Source organism: Micromonospora sp. KC213 (assembly GCF_004348325.1).
GTDB lineage: Bacteria > Actinomycetota > Actinomycetes > Mycobacteriales > Micromonosporaceae > Micromonospora.
The window spans coordinates 21,728-38,182 of record NZ_SMKF01000005.1 but is presented as its reverse complement, the minus strand read 5'-3'; the positions used below and the strand labels follow the sequence as shown (position 1 = coordinate 38,182).

The following is a 16,455-nucleotide window of genomic DNA, read 5'->3' as shown; positions in this document are numbered from 1 at the left end:
GGCCATCATGCCACAGCCCATTTCGTGAGGAGCGCCATACCCCCGGCACGTGCGGCCAGGTGACGCCACCTAGCATCGGCCCATGACACCCGGAGAGGGGAGTCCGTTGGTGACTGCAGACCATGCGCACGCGGAAGGGGACGGGCCCGGCCGGGCAACGTCCGGAAGCGTGCTCGACGAGATCCTGACCGGCGTCCGCGAGGACGTGGCGCGGCGACAGGCGCAGGTTCCGCTGGAGCGGATCCGTGAGCTGGCCGCCGCGGCACCGCCGCCGCTGGACGCGTACGCCGCCCTGCGCAAGCCCGGCGTGGCGGTGATCGCCGAGGTCAAGCGCTCCTCGCCGTCCAAGGGCCGGCTGGCCGAGATCGCCGACCCGGCCGACCTCGCCGGCCAGTACGCCGCCGGCGGCGCCCGCGCGATCAGCGTGCTGACCGAGGGGCGCTGGTTCGGCGGCTCGCTCGACGACCTCGCCGCCGTCCGGGCCGCCGTGCAGGTGCCGGTGCTGCGCAAGGACTTCGTCGTCTCCAGCTACCAGGTGCACGAGGCCCGCGCGCACGGTGCCGACCTGGTGCTGCTGATCGTCGCGGCGTTGGAGCAGAACGCGTTGGTCGGGCTGCTGGAGCGGATCGAGTCGCTCGGCATGTGCGCACTGGTCGAGGTGCACACCGAGGAGGAGGCCGACCGGGCACTGGAGGCCGGCGCGCAGGTGATCGGGGTCAACGCCCGGGATCTGCGTACCTTGGAGGTCGACCGGGCCGTCTTCGAACGGATCGCGCCCGGCCTGCCCAGCAACGTGGTCAAGATCGCCGAGTCGGGGGTGCGGGGCCCGCACGACCTGATCCGGTACGCCTCGGCCGGCGCCGACGCCGTCCTCGTCGGGGAGGGCCTGGTCACCCAGAAGAGCCCCCGGGAGGCGGTCGCCGAGCTGGTCAACGCCGGGAACCACCCGGCCACGCCGCGCCCGGTGCGCTGAGCCGTCCGCAGTTCCCCCCGCACCGAGAGGACACCGCGATGAGCACCGACACCTCGACCCCGCCCGGGCAGGTTCCCGACGCCGCCGGTCACTTCGGTCGGTACGGCGGCCGGTTCGTGCCGGAGGCGCTGGTCGCGGCGCTGGACGAGCTGGACGCGGCGTACCGCAAGGCGATGGCCGACGAGGACTTCCTCGCCGAGTTCGACGCCCTGCTGCGCGGCTACGCGGGCGGCCCGTCGCTGCTCTACTCCGCGCGGCGGTTCTCGGCGAAGGCCGGCGCGCGGGTCCTGCTCAAGCGGGAGGACCTCAACCACACCGGGGCGCACAAGGTGCGCAACGTGCTGGGCCAGGCGCTGCTCACCAGGCGGATGGGCAAGAAGCGGGTGATCGCCGAGACCGGCGCCGGACAGCACGGGGTGGCCACCGCCACCGCCGCCGCCCTGTTCGACCTCGAATGCGTCGTCTACATGGGCGAGGTCGACACCCGGCGGCAGGCGCTCAACGTGGCCCGGATGCGGATGCTGGGCGCCACGGTGATCCCGGTGACCACCGGATCGCGGACCCTCAAGGACGCGATGAACGAGGCGATGCGCGACTGGGTCGCCAACGTCGACGACACCCACTACCTGATCGGCACCGCCGCCGGTCCGCACCCGTTCCCGGAGATGGTCCGCGACTTCGTCCGGGGGATCGGCGTCGAGGCCCGCCAGCAGTGTCTCGACCTGACCGGCGCGCTGCCGGACGCGGTCGCGGCGTGCGTCGGCGGTGGCTCCAACGCGCTGGGCATCTTCCACGCCTTCGTTCCCGACACGGGCGTGCGGCTCTACGGCTTCGAGGCCGGCGGCGAGGGGATGGAGACCGGCCGGCACGCGGCCAGCATCACCGGCGGCAGCTCGGGGGTGTTGCACGGCACCCGCACGTACGTGCTCCAGAACGAAGACGGCCAGACGATCGAGTCGCACTCGATCTCCGCCGGCCTGGACTACCCGGGTGTCGGCCCCGAGCACGCCTGGCTGCACGACAGCGGCCGGGCCCGTTACCTGCCGGTGACCGACGCCGAGGCGATGGCCGCCTTCGAGCTGCTCTGCCGCACCGAGGGGATCATCCCGGCGATCGAGAGTTCGCACGCGCTCGCCGGTGCCCTGAAGATCGCCCCGCAGCTCGCCGCCGAGCTGGGCCGGGAGCCGGTCATCGTGGTCAACCTCTCCGGGCGGGGCGACAAGGACGTGCACACCGCCGGCGAGTACTTCGACATCCTCGACAAGGAGTGACGAGCGTGAGCCGGATCGGGGTGGCCTTCGACAAGGCCCGTGCCGACGGGCGGGGCCTGCTGGTCGGCTGCATGCCGGCCGGCTTCCCGACCGTCGAGGGCAGCATCGCCGCGATGACCGCGATGGTGGAGTCGGGTGTGGACGTCATCGAGGTGGAGATTCCCTACTCCGACCCGGTGATGGACGGCCCGGTGATCCAGAAGGCCAGCGACATCGCTCTCGCCGGTGGCGTCCGCACCGCGGACACCTTGCGCATCATCGAGGCGGTCGCGGCCACCGGCGCCCCGGTGGTCACCATGACCTACTGGAACCCCATCGAGCAGTACGGCGTCGACGCCTTCGCCCGCGACCTGGCCGCCGCCGGTGGCACCGGTCTGATCACCCCCGACCTCATCCCCGAGGAGGCCGGCGAGTGGCTGGCCGCCTCGGACGCGTACGGCCTGGACCGCACGTTCCTGGTCTCGCCGTCGTCGACCGACGCCCGGGTACGGATGACCACCGCGCACTGCCGGGGCTTCGTCTACGCCACCGCCATCATGGGGGTGACCGGAGCCCGGGCACAGACGTCGCAGGCCGCACCGGTGCTGGTCTCCCGGGTCCGTGAGGTCACCGACCTGCCGGTCGGGGTCGGCCTCGGGGTCGGCACCGGCGCCCAGGCCGCCGCCGTCGCCGGGTACGCCGACGGTGTCATCGTGGGCAGCGCCCTGATCCGCTGTCTGCTCGACGCCGCGGATCTGACGGACGGGCTGGCCGCCCTGCGTACCCTCAGCGCCGAGCTTGCCGACGGCGTCCGCAACCCCGTCCGCTGACCCACCACGCCCCCTCGGCGCGCGTGTCGGCCCGGCCGCGTCCGGTCCGCGTCGGCGGCGTCCGGCGACCACCAGCCCGGCCCGGTCCGCGCCCGACGAGACGATCCTGTCCGTGCCGCCTGATCGAGCCTGCCGTGCCATTGATCGGCTCCCGTTTGCGGCACCTTGCGGTCTCTCGGGCCGTGGACACCGCGAGGTGCCGCAGGCCGAGTTGACCATGGACGGGGACAGCGCATCTGGCGCTGGCCGCGTGGAGATTGGGTGAAGGCGTCGGGCATGGGACCGGTGGACGGTAGGCCCAGGCGTGGGGCGTCGGGCCGACGTCGGACCGATCGGCGCGCGGATCGGTGCGGACCGGGGTGCCGCGGTGGCGGTCCGCAACGGTAGCCTGTGCAGCCGTGACCCTCGCCTCGACCGTCCCGCAGGCGGCCCTGCCGAGCCCGACCACCGCCGTGTGGCAGCTCGGACCGGTGCCGATCCGGGCGTACGCGCTCTGCATCATCCTCGGCATTGTGGTGGCCTGCTGGGTCACCGAGCGCCGGTTGCGTCAACGCGGGGTGGCCCCCGGCGCGGTGCTCGACATCGCGGTCTGGGCCGTCCCGTTCGGCATCGTCGGGGCCCGGATCTACCACGTGATCACCTCGCCGGAGAAGTATTTCGGCGCCGGCGGTGAGCCGCTGAAGGCGTTCGCCATCTGGGAAGGCGGTCTCGGTATCTGGGGCGCGGTCGCCGGTGGCGCGGTCGGCGCCTGGATCGCCGCCCGCCAGTTGGGCCTCCCGCTCACCGTGGTGGCCGATGCGCTCGCCCCCGGCCTGCCGCTGGCACAGGCCGTCGGCCGGCTCGGCAACTGGTTCAACAACGAGCTCTACGGTGGCCGGACCACGCTGCCCTGGGGCCTGGAGATCCACAAGATGGACCCGGTCAACCCCGGCCACGCGCTGCGCGACGACGCCGGGCAGCCGATCCTGCTGCCCGGGCTCTACCACCCGACCTTCCTCTACGAGGCGATCTGGAACATCGGCGTCGCCGCCCTGGTCTTCGTCCTGGACCGCCGATTCAAACTGGGCAAGGGTCGGGCCTTCGCGCTGTACGTGATGGGCTACACCGCCGGTCGCTTCTGGATCGAGATCATGCGTACCGACGAGGCGAACCGCATCCTCGGGGCCCGGATCAACGTGTGGACCGCCGCCCTGGTGTTTCTCGGCGCGCTGATCTACTTCCTGCGGGTGCGTGGCCCCCGCGAGTACTTGGTCCCGGTGGGCGTCCCCGTCGTGGCCCCGCCGCCCGGCGGAGACGTCTCCCAGGTCGACCTCTCCCGCACCGGGAACGGCCCGCGGGCTGCCGCGCCCGAGGGATACCGGACGGTGAGCGAGGAGCAGTTCCGGGCGTACCAGGAGACCGGCGAGGTCCCCGACGAACCCGCCGCCGCGCCGCCCACGGCGACCGGCGCGGACGCCGCGGACCTCGGGACGCCGGCTGCCGACGCCGATGAGCAGGCCCCCGGGGACGAAGCCCGGGCGACGCAGGCCCAGGACGCCGCCGATGCGATGCCGGCCGCCACCGCCGACCGGGACGGCGCGTCGGGTACGGCCGGCGCCGGACCCGCCGACCGGGAACGCTGAGCGGGGGACGGGGATGCGGACCGCGGTGGTGGTCGGTGCCGGACTCGGCGGGTTGGCGGTGGCCGGCGCGCTGGCCCGCTCCGGCTGGCAGGTCACCCTGCTGGAACGGTCGGGCCGGGTCCGACCCGAACCCACCGCCGTGGTGCTCTGGCCCAACGGGGTCCGCGCGCTGCAGGCGCTCGGCCTCGGCGCGGGCCTGGACGCGATCGCCACCGCCGTGCCCGACGGCGGGGTACGCCGCCCCGACGGCCACTGGTTGGTGCAGCCGCGGCCCACTCCGGCGGACCGGATGCCGGTGGTGGTGCACCGCGAGGATTTGCACGACGCCCTCATCGCCGGCCTCGGCGACCGGGCGGAGCTGCGTACCGGGGTGGCCGTGGACACCGTGCAGGTCCGGCCGGGGCAGCGTCCGGCGGTCGGTGCCGGCGGCCACCTCGTCGAGGCCGATTTGGTGGTCGCCGCGGACGGCGTCGACAGCGCGGTACGCCGACGGCTCGCCCCCGAGGCCACGGTCGTCAGCTCCGGTTCCGCCTCCTGGCGAGCGGTGATCCCCTGGTACCGGGCACCGAGGTTCCCGGCCGACCAACCGCTCGGCGGGGAGGTGCTCGGCGCCGGCTACCGGTTCGTCGCCGCCTCGCTGGGGGAGCGCGGGTCATCCGGGGCGTCCCGCCGGGGCGGCGTCTACTGGGTGGCCACCGCCGCCGGCGCACCCCGACCGGAGCCGCCCGAAACCCAGCTCGCCCTGCTGCGGCGCTGGTACGCCGGCTGGCCGGCCCCCGTCGGCGCGTTACTGGAGGCCACCGAGCCGGACGACCTGGTCCAGCAGGAGGTACGCGAGCTGCGCCCGCTGCCCCGGGCGTACGGCTTCCCGGTCGGTCCGGGCGGCGTCGTGCTGCTCGGTGACGCCGCGCACGCCATGCCGCCGCACCTGGGGCAGGGCGCCTGCCTGGCCTTCGAGGACGCGGCGACCCTGGCGTCGCTGCTGCGCGAGTCGACGCTGCCCGACGCCCTGCAGGCGTACGACCGCTTGCGCCGCCCCCGCGCCGCGACCGTGGTGCGGCAGACCCGCCGTATGTCGGCGGTCCTCCAGGCCCGGGGTCGGCTGGCCCTGCGGGCCCGTGACGCCGCCCTGGGCACGATCAGCCCTCGCCTGCTCTCCAGCGCAGCGTCCGCCGCCGCCCAGTGGCGTCCTCCGTCCCCCTCCTGACCCGAACCCGTCCGGGGTGGGGTCAGATCAGGGCGGTGGGTTCGGCGATGCAGGCGGTGCCGATGCGGCGGAAGCCGACCCGCAGGTAGACCCGGGCGATGTCCTCGCTGCCGGCGGAGAGGAAGACCAGGTCGGTGCCGGCGACGAGCAGTGCGCGGGCGAGGGTTGCGGTGACCGCCGCGCCCAGGCCCCGGTGACGGGCGGCCGGCAGCGTGGCGACGCCGGCGATCTCGGCCACGTCGCCGACCCGCATCGCCATGCCGCTGGCGAGGGCGCCCTGCTCGGGGGTCCAGGCCAGCGCGGAGAGCCGCCGGCCGTCGACGATCCGGGCCCGTTCCTCGTCGAGGGCACTCACGTCGAGCGTGGGTACGGCGGCATCACGGGCGGCCGGGCCGGCCTCACCGCGTGCGGTGCCGGCGGCGGCGAAGCCGACCGTGGCCACCGCGCGCCGGGCGGCCACGTCGGCCGCGAAGTCGGGTGCCTCGGGGTCCAGCAGCCGCACCGGTACGTCGGTGAGCGTGCCCGGGTCGGGCAGCGCGGTCGGGTCGAGCACCATCAGCGGCGCCTCCAGGACGTTCAGCCCGGCCGCGCGGGCGACGGCGAGCAGGTCCGGAGTGGTCTCGTGGACCCACTCGAAGGACTCGGGCAGGCCCAGTTCCCGCTGCCGTTCCCGGACCGCGACCACATCGGCCAGCGACGGCGGCGCGGTGGCGTCGAGACGGGGTCGGGCGTAGAACGGCCAGCCGGCCCCGTCCCGGACGAAGAGCACCAGGGCACCGTGTTCCTCGCCACGGGCGGTGTCTCTGGGCACCGCGTCGTAGAAGCGTTCCAACCGGACGAACAGGTCGCGCTGGGTAGGATCCACCGCGCGAGACTACACGTCCCAGACTCTGGACGGTGTGATCAATCCGCACTGGCCTTGCATGGGTCGCCCTAACGTAGACTCAATAGACCGCTGAGGGCCGACGTCGTCCCGACCATGATCCAACCTGAGTGACGACAGGAGGCCCGGTGGCCTTTCCGTACCCTCACAGCCCGCAGTCGGCCCCGTCCCCGGCCGGTCTCTACGACCCGGCCAACGAGCACGACGCGTGTGGCGTGGCCTTCGTCGCGGACCTGTACGGCCGGCGCTCCCACGCGGTGGTGGCTGGCGGCCTTGACGCGCTCTGCCGCCTGGACCACCGGGGCGCGCGAGGCGCGGAGCACAACACGGGCGACGGCGCGGGGATCATGATCCAGGTTCCGGACGCCTTCCTGCGCGCGGTGGTGGAGTTCCCGCTCCCACCGGCCGGCCAGTACGCCACCGGGCTGGTCTTCCTGCCCGACGACGACGCCGCCGAGGCGCGTGCTCGGCAGGTGGTCGAGAAGTACGCCCTGGTCGAGGGGGCCGAGGTGCTCGGCTGGCGGGACGTGCCGACCAACCCCGGCGGGCTGGGGGAGACCGCGCTTCAGGCGATGCCGCGCATCCGGCAGCTCTTCCTCGCCGCGCACCGGCTCACCGACACCCCGGCCGGTCCGGCCGGCACCCCGCTGACCGGTCTCGACCTGGACCGGGTGGTCTTCTGCGTACGCAAGCAGGCCGAGCGGGAGACCGCCGAGCGGGGCGTGCCGGCGTACTTCCCGTCGCTGTCGTCGCGGACCATGACCTGGAAGGGCATGCTCACCCCCGACCAGCTTCCGGAGTACTTCCCGGAGTTGACCGACGAGCGGATGGAGAGCGCCATCGCGCTGGTGCACTCCCGGTTCTCCACCAACACCTTCCCGTCCTGGCCGCTGGCCCACCCGTACCGGTTCATCGCCCACAACGGTGAGATCAACACCATTCGCGGCAACCGGAACTGGATGCAGGCCCGCGAGGCCCTGCTGCGCAGTCCCGAGATCCCCGGCAACATCCGGCGGGTCTTCCCGATCTGCACCCCGGGCGCCTCCGACTCGGCGAACTTCGACGAGGTCCTGGAGTTGCTGCACCTGGCCGGGCGGAGCCTGCCGCACGCGGTGTTGATGATGATTCCCGAGGCGTGGGAGAACGACCCGGGCATGCGCGCGGACAAGCGGGCCTTCTACCGCTTCCACGCCAGCCTGATGGAGCCGTGGGACGGTCCCGCCTCGGTCGCCTTCACCGACGGTGAGATCGTCGGGGCGGTGCTGGACCGCAACGGGCTGCGCCCGGGCCGCTGGTGGCGCACCGCCGACGGCCTGGTCGTGCTGGGCAGCGAGGCGGGCGTACTGGACCTCGACCCGGCCGCCGTGGTCGCCAAGGGCCGCCTCCAGCCGGGCAAGATGTTCCTGGTCGACACGGTCAACGGGCGGATCGTCTCGGACGACGAGATCAAGACGGAACTCGCCGCCGCCGAGCCGTACGCCGACTGGCTGCACGCCGGCCTGATCGAGCTGGGCGACCTGCCGCCGCGTGAGCACGTCGTCTACACCCACGACTCGGTGCGCCGCCGCCAGCAGACCTTCGGCTACACCGAGGAGGAGCTGAAGATCCTGCTCGCCCCGATGGCCCGCAGCGGCGCCGAGCCGATCGGCTCGATGGGCACCGACACCCCGATATCCCCGCTGTCGACCCGGCCTCGGCTGCTTTACGACTACTTCCACCAGCTCTTCGCCCAGGTCACCAACCCGCCGCTGGATGCCATCCGGGAGGAACTGGTGACCAGCCTGGCGTCCACCATCGGCCCCGAGGGCAACCTGCTCGATCCCGGCCCGGCGAGTTGCCGGCAGATCGTGCTGCCCTACCCGGTGATCGACAACGACGAGCTGGCCAAGATCCTCAACATCGACGAGGACGGCGACCTGCCCGGCTTCAAGGCCGTGCGGGTCTCCGGGCTGTACCGGATCCGCGACGGCGGCCCCGGCATCAAGGCCCGGCTGACCGAGATCTGCCGGCACGTCTCCGAGGCGATCGAGGACGGCGTGCGGATCCTGGTCCTGTCCGACCGGGACTCCAACGCCGACCTCGCGCCCATCCCGTCGCTGCTGCTCACCGCCGCCGTGCACCAGCACCTGGTGCGGGAGCAGACCCGGACCCAGGTGGCGCTGGTCGTCGAGACCGGCGACTGCCGGGAGGTGCACCACGCGGCCGTGCTCATCGGGTACGGCGCGGCGGCGGTCAACCCGTACCTCGCCTTCGAGTCGGTGGAAGACATGATCTCCACCGGCGCACTGGTGGGCCTGGAACCGGACAAGGCCATCCGGAACTACGTCAAGGCGCTCGGCAAGGGCGTCCTGAAGATCATGTCCAAGATGGGCATCTCGACGGTGTCGTCGTACTGCGGAGCGCAGGTCTTCGAGGCGGTCGGCCTGGACACCCGCCTGGTCGAGCGGTACTTCCGGGGCACCCCGAGCACCATCGGCGGCATCGGGCTGCACGAGATCCACGCCGAGGTCGCGGCCCGGCACTCGCTGGCCTGGCCGGCGCCGGGCGCGCGCGGCTCCGACCGGCTGGAGGTCGGCGGCGAGTACCAGTGGCGCCGCGAGGGTGAGCTGCACCTGTTCAACCCGGAGACGGTCTTCCTGCTCCAGCACGCCACCCGCAGCCGCCAGTACGACGTCTTCCGGCAGTACACGGCGAAGGTAGACGAGCTGGCCGCGAAGGGCGGCTCGCTGCGTGGTCTGTTCACCCTGCGTACCGGGGTCCGGCCGGCGGTGCCGATCGAGGAGGTGGAGCCGGCCAGCGAGATCGTCAAGCGGTTCGCCACCGGCGCCATGTCGTACGGCTCGATCTCCGCCGAGGCGCACGAGACGCTCGCCATCGCGATGAACCGCCTCGGCGGCAAGTCCAACACCGGTGAGGGCGGCGAGGACGTCGAGCGCCTGTACGACCCGAACCGCCGCTCCTCGGTCAAGCAGATCGCCAGCGGCCGGTTCGGCGTGACCAGCGAATACCTGGTCAACGCCGACGACCTCCAGATCAAGATGGCCCAGGGCGCCAAGCCCGGTGAGGGCGGCCAGCTGCCCGGCAACAAGGTCTGGCCGTGGATCGCCCGGACCCGGCACGCCACCCCGGGCGTCGGCCTGATCTCCCCGCCGCCGCACCACGACATCTACTCCATCGAGGACCTCGCCCAGCTCGTGCACGACCTCAAGTGCGTCAACCCGGCCGCCCGGGTGCACGTGAAGCTGGTCAGCGAGACCGGGGTGGGCACCGTCGCGGCCGGCGTGGCCAAGCTCAAGGCCGACGTCATCCTCATCTCCGGCCACGACGGCGGCACCGGCGCGTCGCCGCTGAACTCGCTCAAGCACGCCGGCACCCCCTGGGAGCTGGGATTGGCCGAGGCTCAGCAGACGCTGCTGCTGAACAAGCTGCGCGACCGGGTCACCGTGCAGGTCGACGGCCAGCTCAAGACCGGCCGGGACGTGCTCGTCGCGACGCTGCTCGGCGCCGAGGAGTTCGGCTTCGCCACCGCCCCGCTGATCGTCGAGGGCTGCGTGATGATGCGGGTCTGCCACCTGGACACCTGTCCGGTCGGCATCGCCACCCAGAACCCGGTGCTGCGCGAGCGCTTCACCGGCAAGCCGGAGTTCGTGGAGAACTTCTTCCTCTTCCTCGCCGAGGAGGTCCGCGGCTACCTGGCCGAGCTGGGCTTCCGCAGCATCGAGGAGGCGATCGGGCACACCGAGCTACTCGACGTCGCCCCGGCGGTCGATCACTGGAAGGCCCACGGGCTGGACCTGTCGCGCGTACTGCATCTGCCGGAGCTGCCGGCGGGCGCCGCGCGGCGCGGTGTGCGCGCCCAGGACCACGGCCTGGAGCTGGCGTTGGACAACGAACTGATCGCGCTGGCGCAGCCGGCGCTGCGCGACGGCACGCCGGTCCGGGTCGAGGTGGCGGTGCGCAACGAGCACCGCAGCGTCGGCGCGATGCTCGGTGGCGAGGTCACCCGCCGGTTCGGCGGTGCCGGACTGGCCGACGGCACCATCGAGTTCGTGCTGCGCGGCACCGCCGGGCAGTCCTTCGGCGCGTTCCTGCCGCGCGGGGTGACACTGCGGCTGCACGGAGACGCCAACGACTACGTCGGCAAGGGGCTGTCCGGCGGGCGGGTCGTGGTCCGCCCGGACGCCGCCGCGCCGTTCGTCGACCCCGAGGCCCCGACCGGGCAGCGGGCCGAGGACCAGATCGTCGCCGGCAACACCATCCTGTACGGAGCCACCGCGGGTGAGTTGTTCCTGCGTGGCCGGGTGGGGGAGCGGTTCGCCGTGCGCAACTCCGGCGCGGTGGCGGTCGTCGAGGGGGTCGGCGACCACGGCTGCGAGTACATGACCGGCGGCACGGTGGTGGTGCTCGGCGAGACCGGCCGCAACTTCGCCGCCGGCATGTCGGGTGGCACCGCGTACGTGTGGCGGCTGGACACCGCGCGGGTCAACACCGAACTGGTGGATCTGACCCCGCTACGCGACTCCGAGCGTGACCTGCTGCACGACCTGGTGCAGCGGCACGTGGCGGAGACCGACTCGGCCGTCGGGGCGGAGCTGCTCAAGCGCTGGCCGGAGGCGGCCGAGGAGTTCACCGCGGTGGTGCCCCGGGACTACCGCCGGGTGGTGGAGATCATGAAGGCCGCCGAAGCCGCCGGCCGTGACGTCGACGACGCGGTCATGTCTGCGCTGGCCGCGCCGGTGCTGCCCGCTGCGCGGGTGGCGGTCCAGGAGGTGGCTCGTGCCTGACCCGAACGGTTTCCTGCGTTACGACCGGCGGTTGCCGGCCCGACGCCCGGTGCCGGTGCGGATCATGGACTGGCGGGAGGTGTACCCGCCCGCCGGTGAGGAACTGGTCCGCGAGCAGGCCACCCGCTGCATGGACTGCGGCATCCCGTTCTGCCACGACGGGTGCCCGCTGGGCAACCGCATCCCGGACTGGAACGACCTGGTCCGTACCGGCAACTGGGACTCGGCGGTGGAGTCGCTGCACGCCACCAACAACTTCCCCGAGTTCACCGGTCGGCTCTGCCCTGCGCCGTGCGAGGCGGCGTGCGTGCTCGGTCTCGGCGGTCAGCAGCCGGTCACCATCAAGCAGGTCGAGGTGGAGATCGCCGACGCGGCGGCGGCCCGGGGCGGCCTGCGGCCCCAGCCGGTGCCGCCACCGACCGGCCGGTCGGTCGCCGTGGTCGGCTCCGGCCCGGCCGGGCTCGCCGCCGCGCAGCAACTCGCCCGCGCCGGTCACGCCGTGACCGTGTACGAGCGCGACGACGCGATCGGCGGCCTGCTCCGGTACGGCATCCCCGACTTCAAGCTGGAGAAGCGGCACATCGACGCCCGGCTGGCCCAGTTGGCCGCCGAGGGGGTGCGGTTCCGCACCGGGGTGAACGTCGGTGTCGACGTGACCGCCGAGCAACTGCGCGCCGAGCACGACGCGGTGCTGCTGGCCTGTGGCGCGTTGCAGGGCCGGGACACCCCGGAGACGCCGGGGCGGGCGCTGCGCGGCGTACACCAGGCGATGGCGCACCTGGTGGCCTCGAACCGGGTGGTCGCCGCGGCCGGTGAGGGTAGACCGGCCCTGGCGGTGCTGCCCGACGGCATGCCGATCGACGCGGCCGGCAAGCATGTGGTGATCATCGGTGGTGGTGACACCGCCGCGGACTGCCTGGGCGTGGCCCACCGGCAGGGCGCGGCCGGGGTGCACCAGCTCGACCTGTACCCCGAGCCGCCGCACAGCCGCGACGCCGCCCGCGACCCGTGGCCGACCTGGCCGTGGGTGCTGCGCAACTACCCGGCGCACGAGGAGGGCGGCGAGCGGGTCTTCGCCGTGGCGGTGCAGGAGTTCGTCGACGACGGCACCGGCCAGGTGAAGGGGGTGCGGATCGCCGAGGTCACCGTGGAGAAGCGGGACGGCCGGCGGATCGTCACCCCGCTGCCCGGCTCGGAGCGGGAGCTCCCCGCCGACCTGGTGCTGCTGGCGATCGGCTTCGAGGGCACCGAGGAACAGCCGCTGCTGGCGCAGTTCGGGGTGGCCCGCAACGCGCGCGGCGCGGTGGACGCACGCCCGGACTGGCAGACCGACGCCGACGGCGTTTTCGTCGCCGGCGACATGCACCGGGGCGCCTCGCTGATCGTCTGGGCGATCGCCGAGGGTCGGGCCGCCGCCGCGGCCATCCACACCTACCTGGGCGGGGTTGGCGGGTTGCCCGCGCCGGTGGATCCCGGCCGGCAGCCGCTCGCCGCACGCTGACGCGGTCGCTGACGGCCCGGTCGCCGGTGGAGCACACCGCCGGTGACCGGGCCGTCGCTGTCTGGGCTGCACGGACAGCCGGCCGTCCGCCGGTCAGTGCCGCCGCGCCTGGTGCGCCTCGCGGATCTTCGTCCATGACTTCGGCTGTTGCGGGGCGAGCGCCGCACGGGCGGCGGTCGGTAGGGCCGGACGGCCGGCAGTGAACAGCCAGGTGGTGAAGACATCGTCCAGGTCCAGGCCGGAGATCCGCTCGGCCAACGCCTGGAACTGCGCGATCGTGGCGTTGCCGTGCCGGTGCGCGGCGGTCCACGCCGGCAGCAGCGCGAAGAACGCCTCGTCGCCGACGGCGAGCCGCAACTGGTGCACCGCCATCGCGCCCCGGTCGTAGACCGCGTCGTGGAAGATGCGGCCGGCGCCGGGGTCACCCGGGAGTACCTGCCAGAAGGCGGAGTCCTCCGGATAGGCGGCGTAGGTGAAGTCGAACACCTCCTGGGCGGTGCCCTCGCCCTGTGCCTCGGACCACAGCCACTCGGCGTAGGTGGCGAGGCCCTCGTTCAGCCAGATGTCGCGCCACTGCGCCACCGACACCGAGTTGCCGAACCACTGGTGGGCCTGCTCGTGCACCACCACGTACGGGTTGGATCCGCGCCGCCAGAAGCCCGGGCCGTACACCGGCCGGGTCTGCGTCTCCAGCGCGAACCCGATGCCGTCGACCGGTCCGGCCACCCCGCCCTGGGCCTCGAACGGGTACGGCCCGAAGACCCCGCCGGCCCAGTCGACGATCTCGGCGGTGCGCTCGATGCTGGCCCGGGCGGCCGGCGCGAGCTCGCCCAGTGTGGTGCTGTACGCGTTGACCACCGGTTGCCCGTTCGGCGCGGTGTCGGCGACCAGGTCGTACTGGCCGATGGCGAGGAACGCCAGGTAGGTGGCGGTGGGTGTGGTGGTACGCCAGCTCCACCGGACCCGGTTGCCGGATTCGGCGAGTGCGGGACGCGGCTGCACCCCGTTGCTGACCACCTCGACACCGGTGGGCACCGACACCGAGATGTCGAAGGTGGCCTTGTCCAGCGGGTGGTCGTTGGCCGGGAACCACCACCAGGCCGACTCCGGCTCGTTGACGGCCAGTGCGCCGTCGGCGGTGCGGGTCCAGCCGGTGTAGCCGTCCAGCAGGGTCTCCGACGGCACGCCGGAGTACGTCACCACGATGGTCAACGCCTGGCCTCTGCTGATGCCGCGCGGCGCGGTGACCACCAACTCATGGCTGCCGTCGCGGGTGAACCGGGCCGTCCAGCCGTTCACCCGGACCGACTCCACGTCGAGCAGGAAATCCAGGTTGAACCGGGACAGGTCCTGGGTGGCCCGCGCCAGGATGGTGGTGGTGCCGGTGAGCCGGTCGGTGGCCGGGTCGTAGCGCAGGCGGACGTCGTAGTGGTCGACGTCGTACCCGCCGTTGCCGTAGGTCGGGAAGTAGCCGTCACCCAGGCCGGGGCTGCCGGGCGTGGATGCGGTGACCGGGATCTGCCGGCTCCGACCGGGTCGGTCGGCGGCCTGGCCGGGGCTGCCGGCCACCAGGGCGCCGGCGGTGGTGACGGTCAGGGCGGCGATGGCCGCCGTGAGAACGCGTCGCACGAAAGGGACTCCCTCCGTCGGGGATGCTCGCGTGATCAACCTAATTGATGTTTGTGAACGCGGTGGTACCGGCAGGTCAGGTGCCCGGTCGGACGGCGTCCCGGCCGATGGTCGGCTGGTGCGTGGCCGCAACGGCTCCACTAGGGTTTCCACGACCGGACGGCACGTCGTGGGGAGCAGAGGGTGGGCAGGCTCGCTTCGGCGTACGGGCAGGCGGTCGCCGCGCACCGGCAGGCGCGGGAGCGGCTGGCCGAGGCCCGGATCCTGCTCGACCGCCTGACCGACCGGCCCGTGCCGGAGCGGACCGTCGACCTCGTCGCCCGGCTCGGCCGGCTCGCCGAGACACTGACCGCACCCGGGTCGCCGGCCGCCCGACCGGCGGGCACTGTCGCGCCGGTCCGGATCGGCGCGGCGTCCACCGCCGATGGTCGCTTTCCGCTGCTGGTGCCGTTGGGTGCCGGCCGGCACCTCGCCGTCAACGCCGACGCCCGCGATCCCCGGGTGGCGGTGCTGCTGCGGGTGCTGGTGCTGCGGCTGCTCGCCACCACCGCCCCCGGCACGGTCCGGGTGGTGGGCATCGACCCCGCCGCGCTGGGCGCCACCTTCCTGCCGCTGCGCCCGCTGCGGGACGCCGGTGTCCTCGGTGTGACCGCCACCACCGAGGCGGAGATCGCCGCGCTGCTCGGCGCCGCCGAGGCACACGCCCTGGCCGCCCGGCACTTCGACCGCGACGACCAGGAGCTGCTGCTGGTGGTGGCCGCCTCCGCCCCCGGTCCCCGGGAGTTGGCCCGGCTGGCCGCGCTGACCCACGCCGGGCCGGCCGCGGCGGTCTGCGTGCTGCTCGCCGGCTACCCGGCTGCCGCGTCCGGGCAGGCGCCGCCGCTGGGCGCCACCACGCCGGTCCGGCTCGACGAGCGGTACGCCTGGGTCGGCGACCCGCCTGGGAACCCGTACGGTGACGACGGCGCCGGGCTGGCCGTACCGGTGCTGCTGGACGCTGACCCGCCGGCGCGGGCGGTACGCGCGCTCGCCGGGCGGCTGGAACCGGCCGTGCGGGCCGAGGCGGCGTTCGCGCTGCGGGTGACGCTGCCCGGCGAGGAGCACTGAGTGTCCACCTTCGAGGAGTACGCCGCCGCCGTCCGCGAGCTCTCCGCCCGGGTACGCGGCGGGGAGCGGGAGATCGCCGCCGAGATCGAGCGGCGTCACCGGCTGCACGCGGGCGCCGAACAGCTCGGGCAGCGGCTCGCCGGGCAGGAGCAGCGCCTCGACCGGCTCGGCCAGGCGATCGCGGTGTCCCCACCCGTGCCGGCCGGCCCCGCTCCCGCCGATGCCGCTTGCACCGATGTCGACGCGGCGGCGGTGCTGGACGCAGCGCGGGCGCTGGTCGACGAGGCGGACCGGCGCACCGGGTACGCCGAGGCCCTCGCCCAGCGGCCGGCTCTACTGCCCACCTGGTCACCGGCGGCCCGCGCGGTCGCCGTCTACGTCACCTGCGCCGCCGTCGGGGTGCTGCTGATGCTGGTGCTGGTGGTTGCCTCCGGGGTGGGGCGGGCCAGCGGCTTCACCCTCGGCGCGTGGGTCTGCGCCGGTCTACCGGTGCTCACGTTCGTCGCCGGCTGGCTCATCCTCGGTCGCTGGGGCCGTCCCGCCCTGGCCGCCGTCGATCCGCCGCGCTTCGTCCCGCTCGGCTTCGTCGTCTGTGTCGCCCTGGTCCCCATCGCCTACTGCGCCAGCCTGCTGCTGGTCCGCGTCCTGCGCTGAACCGTCGACGCGCCT

At 73.5% G+C, this 16,455-nt stretch carries 11 protein-coding genes; 9 read left to right on the top strand and 2 right to left on the bottom strand.

Translation table 11 applies throughout. From position 1 onward, the window contains the following. The first annotated feature begins 169 nt into the window (after positions 1–169). The 5 genes from trpC to E1166_RS02585 all read left to right on the top strand — a co-directional run bounded on the left by trpC (position 170) and on the right by E1166_RS02585 (position 5,882). The gene (trpC, locus tag E1166_RS02605; protein WP_207913957.1) at positions 170–973 is read left to right on the top strand and encodes an indole-3-glycerol phosphate synthase TrpC; all 804 of its coding nucleotides are present in this window, start codon (positions 170–172) and stop codon (positions 971–973) included. A 38-nt stretch (positions 974–1,011) separates the two neighbouring features. Continuing rightward, on the top strand, positions 1,012–2,244 hold the full coding sequence (gene trpB / locus E1166_RS02600; protein ID WP_132335446.1) for a tryptophan synthase subunit beta: 1,233 nt from the start codon (positions 1,012–1,014) through the stop codon (positions 2,242–2,244). 5 nt (positions 2,245–2,249) lie between these two features. Then, positions 2,250–3,053 carry a tryptophan synthase subunit alpha gene (trpA, locus tag E1166_RS02595; protein ID WP_132335444.1) on the top strand — a complete coding sequence of 268 codons (804 nt, stop codon included), beginning with the start codon at positions 2,250–2,252 and terminating at the stop codon, positions 3,051–3,053. 398 nt (positions 3,054–3,451) lie between these two features. Next, positions 3,452–4,675 carry a prolipoprotein diacylglyceryl transferase gene (gene lgt / locus E1166_RS02590; protein WP_132335442.1) on the top strand — a complete coding sequence of 408 codons (1,224 nt, stop codon included), beginning with the start codon at positions 3,452–3,454 and terminating at the stop codon, positions 4,673–4,675. Between the two features lie 13 nt (positions 4,676–4,688). After that, positions 4,689–5,882, top strand: a complete 1,194-nt coding sequence (locus tag E1166_RS02585) for an NAD(P)/FAD-dependent oxidoreductase (RefSeq protein ID WP_132335440.1) — start codon at positions 4,689–4,691, stop codon at positions 5,880–5,882. Between the two features lie 22 nt (positions 5,883–5,904). Here the strand turns inward: E1166_RS02585 and E1166_RS02580 are convergent, their stop codons facing one another. Further along, complete coding sequence (locus E1166_RS02580; RefSeq protein ID WP_132335438.1) at positions 5,905–6,747, bottom strand: GNAT family N-acetyltransferase; 843 nt, start codon at positions 6,745–6,747, stop codon at positions 5,905–5,907. 146 nt (positions 6,748–6,893) lie between these two features. Between E1166_RS02580 and gltB the strand changes: the two genes are divergently transcribed. Together gltB and E1166_RS02570 are read left to right on the top strand one after the other, a co-directional pair. Further along, complete coding sequence (gene gltB, locus E1166_RS02575) at positions 6,894–11,549, top strand: glutamate synthase large subunit (protein ID WP_132335436.1); 4,656 nt, start codon at positions 6,894–6,896, stop codon at positions 11,547–11,549. After that, positions 11,542–13,050 (top strand): glutamate synthase subunit beta, encoded by a 1,509-nt coding sequence (locus tag E1166_RS02570; protein ID WP_132335434.1) that lies wholly within the window; start codon positions 11,542–11,544, stop codon positions 13,048–13,050. The genes gltB and E1166_RS02570 overlap by 8 nt, the downstream gene beginning before the upstream one ends. 93 nt (positions 13,051–13,143) lie before the next feature. Here the strand turns inward: E1166_RS02570 and E1166_RS02565 are convergent, their stop codons facing one another. Further along, complete coding sequence (locus E1166_RS02565) at positions 13,144–14,679, bottom strand: M1 family metallopeptidase (RefSeq protein WP_132335432.1); 1,536 nt, start codon at positions 14,677–14,679, stop codon at positions 13,144–13,146. Positions 14,680–14,862: 183 nt separating this feature from the next. On the opposite strand from E1166_RS02565, the gene E1166_RS02560 reads away from it, so the two are divergent. Both E1166_RS02560 and E1166_RS02555 read left to right on the top strand, forming a co-directional pair. Beyond that, positions 14,863–15,786: a hypothetical protein gene (locus E1166_RS02560; RefSeq protein ID WP_132335430.1), complete on the top strand. Its 924-nt coding sequence runs from the start codon at positions 14,863–14,865 to the stop codon at positions 15,784–15,786. Next, complete coding sequence (locus tag E1166_RS02555) at positions 15,787–16,440, top strand: hypothetical protein (RefSeq protein ID WP_132335428.1); 654 nt, start codon at positions 15,787–15,789, stop codon at positions 16,438–16,440. The last annotated feature ends 15 nt before the right edge of the window (positions 16,441–16,455 follow it).